The following is a 12,939-nucleotide window of genomic DNA, read 5'->3' on the forward strand; positions in this document are numbered from 1 at the left end:
CTACTTCAACGAAACCAACGCACCGCGCGGTAGGTGTGCAGGTCAGCCGCCGAGCTGGCCGAACGACTTCGCCAGCTTCGCCTTCACCGCGTTCGCGTCGAAGGGCAAGTGCACCTCGCCGACGGCGGTCGGCTTGGCGAGCACCTGGTAGCTGGCCGTGCGGTTGGGCAGCGTGAACTTGACCGTGCACGACATGGTGATGGTGGCGTCGGCGGCCGCGTCGCCCGCCGTGCTGCAGGTCTTGGAACCCAGCGAATCGGCGCTGACGTCGATCGTGAGCGTCACGTGCACCGTCGGCTTGGTGCCCGGGCTGTTGCCGACCACGCTGTTGGTCACGTCGACCGTGGCCGTGCAGGAGCCCACGAAGTCCTTGCAGTCGAGCCGGTCGTTGGTGACCACCACGCTCGCCTGCGCGAGCCCGTCGTAGGGCTGCCCGAGCCCGCCGAGGGCGGAGTCGAAGTCGGTGTGGAACTTCTTGAGCGCGTCGCCGGTCAGCTCCTTCACCTGGAAGCCGGTGCCGAGCTTCGGGCCGCCGAGCGGGTCGATCAGCGCCGGCGCGAAGGCGACCACGCGGTAAGGCTTCGCGGTGGTCACCTGCAGCGCGCCGAGGCCGCCACCGAGCTGGTAGACCTCCGTGCCGTCCTCGAGCTTGTGCTTCACCGGGTCGGCCGTCTGGTTCAGCGTCGCCAGCGACTTGCGCAGCCCGGCCGTGAGCTGACCCGGGGCGAGCTTCGCGGCCGGGTCCAGCGGCAGCTCCGTGCCGACGGTGTGCACCCAGCCGGTACCGAACTGAGTGCTGTTCTCCTCGAGCCCGTGCGCCTTCCAGTAGTCGGCGTCGGCGGAGAGGTAGAGATCACCCGCGGGCTCGGTGATCTGCACGATGTGACCTTCGAACGGCAGCGCGCCGTACCCGTCGCCGTCGCGCGTGATGCGGTAGCCGAGACCCATCGGCTTGCCCGACGCGTCCTTCACCGTGGTGTCGAATTCCAGCGCGGGGGCTTTGCCCAGCGCGTCCAACGCAGCGTCGACCGCCTCGCGCTGCTCCGTCAGCCGGTCGGCTTTCTGCTGGTCAGCGGCAGAAACGCCCGCCGATCCAACCACCGCGACCTGACAACCCGCAAGCGCCCCACCCAGCAGTACGACCGCCGCGGCGATCCATCCAGCCCGCATTCTCGCCCCTCTTTTCCGCGGGGATCATCCCATGCCCGCGGCACGCACCTGCGCCACCGGAATTGTGTCGTCGCCCGGCGGCAGAACCAAGGTTTAGTCGTGCGGGGCCACCCGCCGCAAGCTCCTTGTGAGACGAGGGTTTACACTTCTCGAGTTGTCTCGGCGAGGCGGGTGCACCCTGTGGTGCCCAGCGTGATCGACGCGGCGGCTCGAGAAGCCCCGTGGAATGTGCACGCCTGGAAACTCGCCGCCGTACGCAGCCGATTTTGAAGTACACCGCCAAGAAGCAGAGATCGACGATCCCCGCCGCCACCTGCTGCACCGATTTGTGATTTGAAGGAGTGCTACACCGTGTCCGAGGTACGTCTTGTCGTCGAGCCGCGCACCGAGTTCGGCAAGGGCGCCGCGCGGCGCACCCGTCGCGCCGGAAAGATCCCCGCGGTCCTCTACGGGCACGGCTCGGACCCGCGGCACTTCGCGCTGCCGGCCCTCGAGTTCGCCCGCGTGGTCCGCGAGAACGGCAGCAACGCCGTGCTCACGCTCGACCTCGAAGGTTCCAGCGAGCTGGCGCTGACGAAGACCATCGTCGTGCACCCGCTGAAGAACTACATCGAGCACGTCGACCTGCTCGTGGTCCGCCGCGGCGAGAAGGTCACCGTCGACGTGCCGGTGGTCGTCACCGGCACCGCCGGCCCGGGTGGCCTCGTGAACCAGGACCTCGACGCCGTGCAGATCGAGGTCGAGGCGCTGCACATCCCCGACCAGATCGAGGTCTCGGTCGAGGGTCTCGAGATCGGCACCCAGATCACCGCCGCGCAGCTCACGCTGCCGCAGGGCGCGAGCCTGGTCACCGACGGCGAAGCGCTGGTCGTGGCCGTGAACGAGCCGCAGCGTGAAGAGTCGGCTGACGACGAAGCCGGCGAAGGCGCCGAGGCTCCCGCCGGGGACGCCGAATAAACTCACTTCCGTGAGTGAAGACCTGCCTGGGGCCGGCGAGCTGATCGTGCTCGCCGGCCTCGGTAATCCCGGGCCCCAGTACGCCGGCAACCGCCACAACGTCGGCTTCATGGTGGTCGACGAGCTGGCCGGCCGCATCGGCGGCAAGTTCAAGGCGCACAAAAGCGGCGCCGAGGTGCTGGAGGGACGGCTTTCGGGCCGTCGCGTGGTGCTGGTGAAGCCGCGTTCGTTCATGAACCTCTCCGGCGGTCCCGTGGTCGGCGCCGCCCGCTTCTTCAAGGTCGAACCCTCGGGTGTCGTCGTGATCCACGACGAGCTCGACGTGCCGTTCGGCGCGCTGAAGCTCAAGCTCGGCGGCGGCGACAACGGGCACAACGGCCTGCGCTCCATCACGAAATCGCTCGGCACGCGTGAGTATTACCGCGTGCGCGTGGGCATCGGCCGCCCTCCTGGCCGCCAGGACCCCGCTGATTTCGTGCTCAAGGACTTCTCGACGGTCGAGCGCAAAGAGCTCCCGTTCGAGGTCTCCGTGGCCGCCGACGCGGCCGAGGCACTCGTTGCGAAGGGGCTCACGGCAGCCCAGAACGAGTTCCACGCGGGTTGATCAGCCGACTACTCTCTGTGGGTAGTCATCGATGGCGCTGCGTAGTTTTTCCTCACTCGATGGGCGGCTTATGGGGCCCTGATCGAGTCGTCCCTGGGTTGGTGGGCTTCCCGGTGCCTCGGTGACCGGTTAGGACGGAAAACGGGAGTCCGCACACCGACCCTGAATCGGAGAATGTTTCATGTCGTTCACCGCCGAGGACCTCACCGAGGTCACCTTCGGTAACGCCCCGATCGGCCGCCGTGGTTATGCCAAACAGGAGGTCGACGAGTTCGTGCGGCGCATCGCGAAGACGATCGCCGAAGAGGACGACCTGACCGCGGCCGAGGTGCACCACGTCATGTTCAACAAACCGCTGATCGGCAAGCGCGGCTACGACGAAAAAGAAGTCGACGAATTCCTCGACGCCGTGGAAGACCAGCTGGCCGACCTGTCGGGCCGGCGGGCTCCCGCGGTGCCCGGTGCGCGCGACCAGCACGAGGCCACCGCCGAACGCGCCCCCCGACCGGAGGTGACGGAGGCCGAGGCGCACTTCCAGGAGCGGTAAGCCCCCGCGGTGCCCGGTTTCCCAGGCCGGCATCCGCGAAGCGTCGTTCCCCCGCGGCGCTTTCTTCCTGAAACCTTCCCCCGCCCTCCGGACTCCCGAACCCCGAATCGCCAGTCCCGAAGCAGAGAACCGGCCCGCTCAGTTCGCCTGAGCGGGCCGGTTCTTCTGTTGGGTGGAGCCGTCAGTGCTCCGCGTTGTGCGCGATCTTGTCCGCGTACTGCACCGCGGTCGCGGCGCGCTTGACCTTGCCCGAGGGCGTCTTCGGCAGACTGCCGGCCGGCAGCACCACCACGGCGAACGGGCGCATGTCCACCGCGTCACGCACGCGCGCGGCGACCTGCTTCGACAGCGCGCGCTCGGCCTCGACGTCACCGGCCAGCTTCGACTCCACGACCACCGCGAAGCGCTCGCGGCGGCTGCCCGCGTCCAGGCGGACGGCCACGGCGTTGCCCGCGCGCACGCCCTCGACCGAGGTGGCCGCGCGCTCGATGTCGGTCGGATACAGGTTGCGCCCGCCCATGATGATCACGTCCTTGCGGCGGCCGCAGATCACGATCTGGCCGTCGACCAGGTAGCCCAGGTCGCCCGTTTTCATCCAGCCCTCGGCGTCCTGCGTGTCCAGCGGGCCGTTCACGGTGAGGTAGCCGGGCGTCACGGCCGGGCCGCGCAGGCGGATCTCGCCGACTTCGCGATCGCCGACCACGTCGCCGTGCTCGTTGACGATGCTGGCCTCGAGCCCGTCGAGCGGGCGGCCGAGCATCGCGAAGGACCGTACCGACTCCGTGCCGCGGCGCTCGTCGCCCTCGGGCACCGGCACGGCGCGGTTGTCGGCCTCCAGCGCGTCGGCCTCCACCACGTCGAGCGTGAGCCCGGTGAACAGCGGCGCGAACGACACCGCCAGCGTCGCCTCGGCCATGCCGTAGGCGGGGAACACGCACTCGGCCGGCATCTTGAAGCGCGCGCCGGCGTCGACGAACGTCTGCACGGCCGCCTCGTCCACCGGCTCGGCGCCGTTGAGGGCGATGCGCAGCTTGGACAGGTCGTAGGCGTTGTCGTCCTCGACGCGGGCCATGCGGCGACCCACGATGGCGTACGCGAAGTTCGGCGCGGCCGTGGTGGTGCCGTTGTACTTCGAGATCAGCTCCGGCCAGATCAACGGGCCGGACAGGAACTCGACCGGCGTGATCTTCACCAGTTCCACCCCGAACGTCATCGGCACCGTGAGGAAACCGACCATGCCCATGTCGTGGAAGGTCGGGAGCCACGAAACCATCACGTCCACGTCGAAGTCGAACTCCGCGCGCTCGACCATGGCCTTGACGTTGGTGTAGAGGTTGCCGTAGGTGATCCGCACGGCCTTCGGGTCGGCCGTGGAACCGCTGGTGAGCTGCAGCAGCGCGGTGTCGCCCTCATCTGTGGGCACGATCTGCGCGAGCGGCTCGGCGTCGGCCAGCTCGGTGATCAGACGGTGCTCGATGCCCTTCTCGGCCAGCACCGGCGCGAGCTGGTCGAACGGCTCGCCCAGCACCACCAGGCCGGCGCCGATCATGTTCAGCACCTTCACCGTGTCCTCGGCCCACTCGACGAGGTCGGTGCGCGCCGTCGGCTGGTGCAGCATCGTCACGCTGCCGCCGGCCAGCCACACCGCCTGCACGGTGGGCGCGATGAGCACCGGCGCCGCGGCCAGCACGGCCACCGCGCTCCCGGGCTTCAACCCGCTCGCGACGAGCCCACCGGCGATCTTCTTGGCCTGGTCGTGGACCTCGCCCCACGTCCGGCGAACCGGCTCCTTGGGCTCGCCCGTGACCATGCCGCGCTGCTGACCCCGCCCCGTCGCCGTACCGACGAGTGTGTCCACGAACCGACTCATGCGCGACAGATTACTGTCTGGTTGTCAACGCCCGCCTGCGGTGGCGTGAACAGCGTCGATCAGCCTGTCGATCGCCCTGTTGATCGCGCTGCCGAACCGCCGGTCATTCCAGCGCTTCGGACGTCTCCAGCCAGCGCGCCTCGACGTCGTCCTTCTCCGCGTGCACGCCCTTGAGCTCGGTGTTCAGCGCGATGAGCTTGTCCGGGTCCGTGGCCGCTTCGAGCAGGGCCGCGTGCAGCTTCTCCTCGCGCGTGGCCAGCTGGTCGAGCTTGCGCTCGAGCCGGCTGAGCTCCTTCTGCGCGGCCCGGATCTCGGCGTTGCTGCGCTTCGTTTCGGCCTTCTCCGGCGCGCCCGACACCTCGCGCCGCGGCGTGGCGTCCTTCATCCTCGTGCGGCGGTCGAGGTACTCCTCGATGCCGCCCGGCAGGTTCGTCACGTGGCCGTCGCCGAACAGCGCCACGGTGGTGTCGCAGACACGTTCCACGAGGTAGCGGTCGTGCGAGACCACGACCATCGTGCCGGGCCAGCCGTCGAGGAGGTCTTCGAGCTGCTGCAGGGTGTCGATGTCGAGGTCGTTGGTGGGCTCGTCGAGCAGCAGCACGTTGGGCTCGGCCATGAGCAGCCGGCACAGCTGCAGCCGGCGCCGCTCGCCGCCGGACAGGTCGCCGACGGGCGTCCACTGCCGTTCGGCCGGGAAGCCCAGCTTCTCGCCCAGCTGCGAAGCGGTCATCTCCTGCTTGCCGAACACCACGCGCCCGGCCACCTGCTCGATCGCCTGCAACACGCGCAGGTCGCGCGGCAGGTCGTCGAGCTCCTGGCGCAGGTGTGCGAGCGCCACGGTCTTGCCCTCGACCCGGCGTCCGGTCTCCGGCTCGACGTCACCACCCAGCAGCTTGAGCAGCGAGGTCTTGCCCGAGCCGTTGATGCCGACGAGACCGACCCGGTCACCCGGCCCGATGCGCCAGGTCACGTGGTCGAGCAGCGTGCGGTCGCCGACGCTGAACGACACGTCTTCGAGCTCCAGCACCGTTTTGCCGAGGCGGCGCTTCGCGAACGCCATCAGCTCCACGGAATCGCGCAGCGGCGGCACGTCGGCGATCAGCGCCTCGGCGGCCTCCACGCGGTAGCGCGGCTTCGACGAACGCGCCTGCGGGCCGCGGCGCAGCCACGCCAGCTCCTTGCGCGCCAGGTTCTGCCGCTTCTCCTCGGCCGTCGCGGCCAGACGCGCCCGCTCGGCGCGCGCGAAGATCCAGTCGGCGTAACCGCCTTCGTACTGCTCGACGCGGCCGTTCGCCACCTCCCACGTGAGGCTCGCGACGGTGTCGAGGAACCACCGGTCGTGGGTCACGACCACCACGGCGATGCGGCGGGCCAGCAGGTGATCGGCCAGCCAGCGCACACCTTCCACGTCCAGGTGGTTCGTCGGTTCGTCGAGCACCACGAGGTCGAGCTCGCCGGTGAGCGCGGCGGCCAGCGCGACGCGCCGGCGTTCACCACCGGAGAGGTTGGTGGTCGACGTGTCGAGGCCGATCGCCGTGATGCCGAGTCCGTCCACAATGGATCGGACGCGGGCGTCGGCAGCCCATTCGTGTTCGGCGCCGTAGCGTTCGAGCACGACGTCGCCGACCGTACTGCCTTGGGGGAGCTCGGTTCGCTGCGTGACCACGGCCATGCGCAGGTCTCGAACGTGGCTCACGCGGCCGGAATCCGGCTCGCTGATCCCCGCGAGCACCTCCAGCAGGGTCGTTTTGCCGCCGCCGTTGAGACCGACCACGCCGATGCGCTGTCCGGCGGCGATGCCGAGCGAAACGCCGTCCAGCAACGGTTTCACGCCGTACGACTTGCTCACCGACTCCAGGTTGACCAGGTTGGCCATCCGATTCAGCCGATCCTTTCCACAGTGGACAGAGGGGTCACGCGTGCACGCGTGGTGGGGTTCCGCGGGGCGCGTCGTCGCCGCCGACCAGCCGGGCGCCGGGCACCGGGCCGTGGGCCACGCGCACCGTGCGGCACACGCCGGCGCCGGACAGCTCGGCCGCCACCTCCACGGCCGCCTGCGCGTCGGCGCACAGGAAGGCGCAGGTGGGCCCCGAGCCGGACACGCAGCCGGCCAGCGCACCCGCGTTCACGCCCGCTCGCAGCGTGCGGCGCAGGCCGGGCCGCAGCGACACGGCGGCCGCCTGCAGGTCGTTGCCCAACAGCAGCGCGAGCTGACGGGGGTCACCCGACGCGAGTGCCTCCACGACGGGTGTGTGCGAGCCGATGCGCGGCGGGTTGCCGTCGGCGCGCAGGCGGTCGAGTTCCTTGAAGACCTTCGGCGTCGACAGACCTTCGCTGTCGAACGCGAGCACCCAGTGGAACGTGTGCCGCGACAGCACCGGCACGAGCTGCTCACCGCGGCCGGTGCCGAGCGCCGTGCCGCCGTAGAGCGCGAACGGCACGTCGCTGCCGAGCTTGCCCGCGATGGCGGCCAGCTCGTCGCGCGTCACGTCGAGCTTCCACAGCGAGGCCAGGCCCACGAGCGTCGCCGCCGCGTCGGCACTGCCGCCCGCCATGCCACCGGCGACCGGAATGCCTTTGCGCAGCACGATTCGCACCTTCGGGTCAGCGCCTTCGGGGCGGCCGGCGTAGGTGGCGAGCTCCTGGGCCGCGCGCCAGGCGAGGTTGGTGGCGTCGGTGGGCACCGACCCCTCCCCCTCGCCGAAGACCTCAAGCCCCGGCTCGTCGGTGACCGCGACGGTCACCTCGTCCGTGAGCGACAACGCCTGGAAGACGGTGACCAAGTCGTGGTAACCGTCCTCGCGCAGGTCCCCGATGGCCAGGTGCAGGTTGACCTTGGCCGGAACCCGGACGGTGACTGGGGGTGGAACTACGGCGAGCACCCGACAAGCCTACGTGGCCGGGCGCCTGGCCTCCCCACCAGGAGAAAACAGCCGTTTTCAGGACGCGTGTCCCAACGCTTCGGACACCGTCTCACCAACCCCGGACCCGTCGTCCCGCCCCGCCCCGATGTGGCGTTCGGTGCGTTGAGCGCACCGAACGCCACATTGGGGTGCTGGGGCCCGGACTGGCAGGCAGGCTGCCACCCCGAGCCTGCGACAGGAATCAGGCGGCGACGCTCTGCGGGCCGCGCGCGGCCTGCGTCACGTAGGCGCCGCGGTCGGCGATCCACGCCAGGGCGGCGTCGGCGCGTTCGCCGCGGACGCCCACGCGGAAGCGGGCGATCGGGGTGTCGCCGATGCGGGTGAGGCCGCCGCCGATGGTGGCGAGCTCCACGTCGAAGCGGCCGGCCGCCTCGGGCAGCAGCGCGCCGACCGACGCGAAGCCGATCAGCACGATGTCGGCCGAGCGGTCGTACTTCGCGGCCTGCGCCCGCGCGGTCTCGATGGCCGGCAAAACCGCCTGCGCGGTCCAGCTGCCCGGCGAGGCGATGAGGTCGAGCACGTGACCGCGTTCCACGACCGCGCCGTCTTCGAGCACCGCGACGTCGTCGCAGACGCGACGCACGACGCCGGCGTCCGGGGTCGTGAGCAGCACCGTGGTGCCCAGTTCGGCGCGCGCCCGGTCGAGCACGGCCAGCACGGCGCCGGCTTCCTCGGGAGCGATGCCGGCGGTGGGGTCGTCGGCGAGCAGCACGGCCGGGCCGGCGGCGAGCGCCTTGGCCACGGCGACGCGACGCAGCTGGCCGGGCGTGAGGTCGGCCGGCTTCTGGCCGGCCCGCGCGGTGAGGCCCACCAGGTCGAGCAGGTTGCCGACGCGGGTCTTGCGCTGCGGGCCGTCGATGCCGAGCTGCTCCAGCGGCGTGGCGATGTTGCCGGCCACGGTGCGCTCGGCGAGCAGCTCCGGCTTGGTGCCCACGACACCGAGCTGGCGGCGGACCTCACGCAGCCGGCGGCCGTCGAGCGCGCCGGTGTTGAGGCCGTCGAGCCGCACGACGCCGCGGTCGGGGCGCTCCTGCAGCGCGATGCAGCGGGCGAGGGTGGACTTGCCGGAGCCGGCGGGGCCCACCACGCCGAAGAGGGAACCGGCCTGCACGTCCACGCTCACATCACGCAGCGCGGCGACCGGATTTCCGTTGAGGGGAAAGGACTTGGACACGTTTTCGACAGTGATCACGAAGGAAGCTCCAGGCATGGGGCGCAGCACCGTTTCCGGGCGCGCCGGGCGTCACCGATTCACCGTCCTTTTCGGACGGTGCGCAGAATTGCGTGGAAAAGATCAGGCGATGACCATGGAGCGTCGACACGCACTTACCGTGCGGCGACCTTCGTCAACAACACGCCGCCGGGTCAACAGGAGCGGGCGGGCTACCCTCTGCATCGGAAACAGCCTCCATCGGTCCTGGCTGTAGCACCTGCCCTGCGGAGGGTGGTTGCTGCGACTTCGGCGAGCCAGGTCTCTCAGTCGCTCGGGATGGACTTTCTGAGTAAAGCCGATCCCATTGGGTGAACGCAAGCGCGTTGGTGCAGATCACACGAGTGGTGGTGCCCGGATACCGGGACGGCGACTGTCACATCGTGGACGTCGAACACTCCGGCACCGAACTACTTCCCGACCGCGATCCGCGTCGTCCATTCCACTGTGGACGCTGCCATTCCCAGGTGGAGCCACGATTCTCACGCCGATTCCTCCGCCGGCCCGCGCCCGTTGGTAACTGACGGTTCGGCGAAGTACTTCGCGATGACGAGACATCGCGTCTTCCCGGCCGGACACCGGTCCCGTCCGCGAGGCGAGTGCGGACGTCCGTCACACCCGTTTTGATACAGCCGTATCGGATACACTCGTATCACAAACCGAGGGAGCGCGGATGCCGACGCGGGTCGACCACGAGCAACGCCGGCGCGAGATCGCCGCGGCCGTGTGGCGCATCGCGGCCGAACGCGGCCTCGAATCGGTGAGCATGCGCGAGGTCGCCGCGGAGGCGGGGGTGTCCCTGCGACTGGTGCAGTACTACTTCGAGACGAAGCACAATCTGCTCGTGCTCTCGCTGCGTTACCTCCACGAACGCGGCGAGCAGCGCGCGCAGGCCCGCGTGGCGGCGCAGGCGGACCAGAGCGCGCGCGGCATCGCGCGGACCCTGCTCACCGAACTGCTGCCACTCGACCCCGAACGCGAGCTCTCACTGCGCGTGCACCGCGCCTACTTCAGCCGCACCCACAGCGATCCGGCGCTGGCCAAGCTCTTCGTCGGCGCCGGCACGCCGGTGGAAGACCTGCTCACCAGCCTGCTGCGCCGAGCCGTGCTGCCGGCGGGCACCCACCCGCGCCACGAAGCGAACCTGCTGGTCGCGGGCCTCACCGGACTGGGCCTCGACGTGTTGCACGGCCGGTTCAACCCGGCCGAGGTCCTCGCCGCGCTCGACTACCACCTGAACCGGCTGTTCGGCCCAGGCCCGGCTCAGGCCTGAGCCAGCCGCACGAAGTCGTGCACGTCGAGCTGCTCGCCGCGCGTCTTCGGATCGATGCCGGCCGCCACGAGCAGCTCGCCGGCGCGGTCGGCCGAGCCGGCCCAGCCCGCGAGAGCCGCGCGCAGCGTCTTTCGGCGCTGGGAGAACGCGGCGTCGACCACCTCGAACAGCCGCTTCCGGTCGACACCCTCGGGCGGCGTGCCGCGTTCGAAGGCCACGAGCGACGAGTCGACGTTCGGCACCGGCCAGAACACCGACCGCGGCACGGCGCCGACCTTGCGCGCGGGGCCGTACCAGGCGAGCTTCACACTCGGCACGCCGTAGATCCGGCTGCCCGGGCCCGCGGCCATGCGGTCGGCGACCTCGGTCTGGACCATCACCATCCCGCGGAGCAGCGAAGGCAACTCGGCCAGCAGGTGCAGCACCACGGGGACCGCGACGTTGTACGGCAGGTTCGCGACCAGCGACACGGGCTCGGCCGGCAGATCCGCCGCGCTGATCCGCAACGCGTCGGCGCCGACCACGCTCAGCTGATCCGCGACGGAAACGGCGCGTTCGGCGGCAGTGCGCGGGAGCCGGGCCGCGAGCTTCGGATCGATCTCGACGGCCACCACGTGGGCGCCGGCGTCGAGCAGGCCCAGCGTGAGCGAACCCAGCCCGGGCCCGACCTCGAGCACCACGTCACCCGGCTTGACCCCGGCCAGCTCGACGATGCGGCGAACCGTGTTGGGGTCGTGCACGAAGTTCTGACCGAGCTTTTTCGTCGGCCGGACATCGAGCTCTTCGGCCAGCCCGCGGATCTCGGCAGGCCCCAGCAGTTCAACCACCGGGGAAGCCTACCGAGCCGCTTGAACGAGTGACGGACTCAGGCCCGCTTGCCGCAGACCGGCCAGGCGCTGTAGCCACCGCGAGCGTCGCGGACCTTCTCGGCGACCGCGATCTGCTGAGCGCGCGAAGCCTGGCTCGGCAGGGACGCGTACTGGTCGCCGCCGTAGGCGTCCCAGGTGCGCTTGTCGAACTGCAGGCCGCCGTAGTAGCCGTTGCCGGTGTTGATGGACCAGTTGCCGCCGGCCTCGCACGCCGCGATGCGGTCCCATGCGGAACCGTCGCCGATCGCCGGGTCGGCGGGCTTCTTGGTGCCGACCTTGAGGATCTTCGGCTTGGCCTCGAGGAGGACCTTCACCGAAACCTGCTCGCGGGAGACCTCTTCGCCGTTCTTCTTGGTGACCTTGTAGGTCACCATCTTCTGGCCGGGCGTGCCCGGGTCCTGAACGGTGGTCTTGCCCTGCTCGAGCGTCGGGTCGTCGACCTTCTGCGTGTCAGGGTCGATGGTCTCCTGCTGGTTGACCATCGAGACGCCCATGCGGCTGACGTGGACTTCGGCGCCGTCCTTGAGGGAGACGTCCAGACCACCCTCGACCGCGTCGTCCGGGCCGAGGTTCATCTTGAAGTCGGAGAGGAACTCCTTGGTGGTCACCGCGTTCGTGGTGATCTGCTTCGGAGCGTTCGTGCCGTCGAAGAGCGTGATGTGCTTGAGGGTCTTGACCTGCACGGTCGAACCCTCGAGCGGCAGCTCGCCGGTGCCCGGCATCGAGGTCCAGGCGCCCTGGCCCATCATGTCGGCCATGCCCAGCTGGGTCATGGCCTCGGTGAGGGTGGTCGCGCGCACCCAGGAGGGGCGGGACACGCCGTCGACGACCAGGTTGAGCTGGCGGCCGCGCTCGAGCTTGATGACGCCGCCGTCGCCGACCTCGGCCTGCGGCGAGGGCGAAAGCGAGTCGTGGGCGCCGACGGAGAGGCCGGCGTCTTCCAGGACCTCGCCGACGGTGTCGCCGTAGCTGTGGACGGTGAGCTCGTGGCCGTCGACATCGACGGTCACGCTCTTGTTCATCGCCAGGGCCGCGGCACCGCCGCCGCCGACGGCGATCAGGACGGACAGCACGGCGCCCTTGAGGAAGCGGCGCTTCCAGGTGCGGGTGGCCTCGCGCAGGCCCTCCTCGACGGCGACCTTCTTGGCCTCCGGAGAAGCGGTGCGGTCCTCGGCGACCTCGTCCGGGAGGGCGAGCGGCGGGAGCATCGTGGTCTCGGCGTTGATCAGCCGGATCAGTTCGTCGACGTCGACGTCGATCTCGGCCATCATCGCGTCGGCGTCGGGGCCGAGAGCGGCGAGCACGTCCTGCTCGGTCACGTACAGCTCGTCGGAAAAACCAAGGTCTCCATAGGCGGTGTCTTCGAGCTCACGGTCGAGCACGGCCACCGAACCAGCGGAAGAGAATAGGGTCTGCGCAGCACCACGGTTCTCGGTGCTATGGCGCGAGGCACCCTGCCTGCTACCAGTCACTGGGTCGTTCCCTTTCCCAGGACAGGACGTGTCACCACGACCT

The 12,939-nt window shown here is 69.9% G+C and carries 11 protein-coding genes and 1 riboswitch; of the genes, 4 read left to right on the top strand and 7 right to left on the bottom strand.

All coding sequences use genetic code 11. The features are described 5' to 3' along the window. Positions 1 to 42: 42 nt before the first annotated feature. The gene (locus tag VSH64_RS30970) at positions 43 to 1,170 is read right to left on the bottom strand and encodes a hypothetical protein (RefSeq protein ID WP_326566284.1); all 1,128 of its coding nucleotides are present in this window, start codon (positions 1,168 to 1,170) and stop codon (positions 43 to 45) included. A 351-nt stretch (positions 1,171 to 1,521) separates the two neighbouring features. Between VSH64_RS30970 and VSH64_RS30975 the strand changes: the two genes are divergently transcribed. From VSH64_RS30975 to VSH64_RS30985, 3 genes are all read left to right on the top strand, one after another. Then, on the top strand, positions 1,522 to 2,127 hold the full coding sequence (locus tag VSH64_RS30975) for a 50S ribosomal protein L25/general stress protein Ctc (RefSeq protein WP_326566285.1): 606 nt from the start codon (positions 1,522 to 1,524) through the stop codon (positions 2,125 to 2,127). Between the two features lie 10 nt (positions 2,128 to 2,137). After that, complete coding sequence (pth, locus tag VSH64_RS30980; RefSeq protein ID WP_326566286.1) at positions 2,138 to 2,731, top strand: aminoacyl-tRNA hydrolase; 594 nt, start codon at positions 2,138 to 2,140, stop codon at positions 2,729 to 2,731. Positions 2,732 to 2,912: 181 nt separating this feature from the next. Beyond that, on the top strand, positions 2,913 to 3,278 hold the full coding sequence (locus VSH64_RS30985; RefSeq protein WP_326566287.1) for a DivIVA domain-containing protein: 366 nt from the start codon (positions 2,913 to 2,915) through the stop codon (positions 3,276 to 3,278). Between the two features lie 181 nt (positions 3,279 to 3,459). Here VSH64_RS30985 and VSH64_RS30990 read toward each other — a convergent pair whose 3' ends face one another. From VSH64_RS30990 to VSH64_RS31005, 4 genes are all read right to left on the bottom strand, one after another. Continuing rightward, positions 3,460 to 5,148, bottom strand: a complete 1,689-nt coding sequence (locus VSH64_RS30990) for a fatty acyl-AMP ligase (protein ID WP_326566288.1) — start codon at positions 5,146 to 5,148, stop codon at positions 3,460 to 3,462. Between the two features lie 103 nt (positions 5,149 to 5,251). Continuing rightward, complete coding sequence (locus VSH64_RS30995) at positions 5,252 to 7,024, bottom strand: ABC-F family ATP-binding cassette domain-containing protein (protein WP_326566289.1); 1,773 nt, start codon at positions 7,022 to 7,024, stop codon at positions 5,252 to 5,254. Between the two features lie 37 nt (positions 7,025 to 7,061). Next, entirely contained in the window at positions 7,062 to 8,030 is a 969-nt protein-coding gene (locus VSH64_RS31000; RefSeq protein WP_326566290.1) for a 4-(cytidine 5'-diphospho)-2-C-methyl-D-erythritol kinase, read from the bottom strand. 223 nt (positions 8,031 to 8,253) lie between these two features. Next, a complete protein-coding gene (locus tag VSH64_RS31005) occupies positions 8,254 to 9,264 on the bottom strand; it encodes a methionine ABC transporter ATP-binding protein (protein WP_326566291.1) in 1,011 nt (336 codons plus the stop codon). Between the two features lie 213 nt (positions 9,265 to 9,477). Further along, positions 9,478 to 9,568: riboswitch (SAM riboswitch) on the bottom strand. 387 nt (positions 9,569 to 9,955) lie between these two features. Here VSH64_RS31005 and VSH64_RS31010 point away from each other — a divergent pair. Next, on the top strand, positions 9,956 to 10,555 hold the full coding sequence (locus VSH64_RS31010; protein ID WP_326566292.1) for a TetR/AcrR family transcriptional regulator: 600 nt from the start codon (positions 9,956 to 9,958) through the stop codon (positions 10,553 to 10,555). Here VSH64_RS31010 and rsmA read toward each other — a convergent pair. Both rsmA and VSH64_RS31020 read right to left on the bottom strand, forming a co-directional pair. Beyond that, the gene (gene rsmA / locus VSH64_RS31015; protein WP_326566293.1) at positions 10,546 to 11,382 is read right to left on the bottom strand and encodes a 16S rRNA (adenine(1518)-N(6)/adenine(1519)-N(6))-dimethyltransferase RsmA; all 837 of its coding nucleotides are present in this window, start codon (positions 11,380 to 11,382) and stop codon (positions 10,546 to 10,548) included. The two genes, VSH64_RS31010 and rsmA, sit on opposite strands and share 10 nt — an antisense overlap. Positions 11,383 to 11,420: 38 nt before the next feature. Then, on the bottom strand, positions 11,421 to 12,806 hold the full coding sequence (locus VSH64_RS31020; protein WP_326838069.1) for a transglycosylase family protein: 1,386 nt from the start codon (positions 12,804 to 12,806) through the stop codon (positions 11,421 to 11,423). Between the last annotated feature and the right edge of the window lie 133 nt (positions 12,807 to 12,939).

Origin of the sequence: Amycolatopsis rhabdoformis (assembly GCF_035918295.1) — a bacterium.
In the GTDB taxonomy this organism is placed as follows: domain Bacteria; phylum Actinomycetota; class Actinomycetes; order Mycobacteriales; family Pseudonocardiaceae; genus Amycolatopsis; species Amycolatopsis rhabdoformis.

What these genes read in the sequence shown, in the direction of transcription:
- VSH64_RS30985 (WP_326566287.1), top strand. Translation starts at nt 2,913, where the DNA reads ATGTCGTTCACCGCCGAGGACCTCACCGAGGTCACCTTCGGTAACGCC.
- VSH64_RS31010 (WP_326566292.1), top strand. Translation starts at nt 9,956, where the DNA reads ATGCCGACGCGGGTCGACCACGAGCAACGCCGGCGCGAGATCGCCGCG.
- VSH64_RS30990 (WP_326566288.1), bottom strand. Translation starts at nt 5,148, where the DNA reads ATGAGTCGGTTCGTGGACACACTCGTCGGTACGGCGACGGGGCGGGGT.
- VSH64_RS30970 (WP_326566284.1), bottom strand. Translation starts at nt 1,170, where the DNA reads ATGCGGGCTGGATGGATCGCCGCGGCGGTCGTACTGCTGGGTGGGGCG.
- VSH64_RS30995 (WP_326566289.1), bottom strand. Translation starts at nt 7,024, where the DNA reads ATGGCCAACCTGGTCAACCTGGAGTCGGTGAGCAAGTCGTACGGCGTG.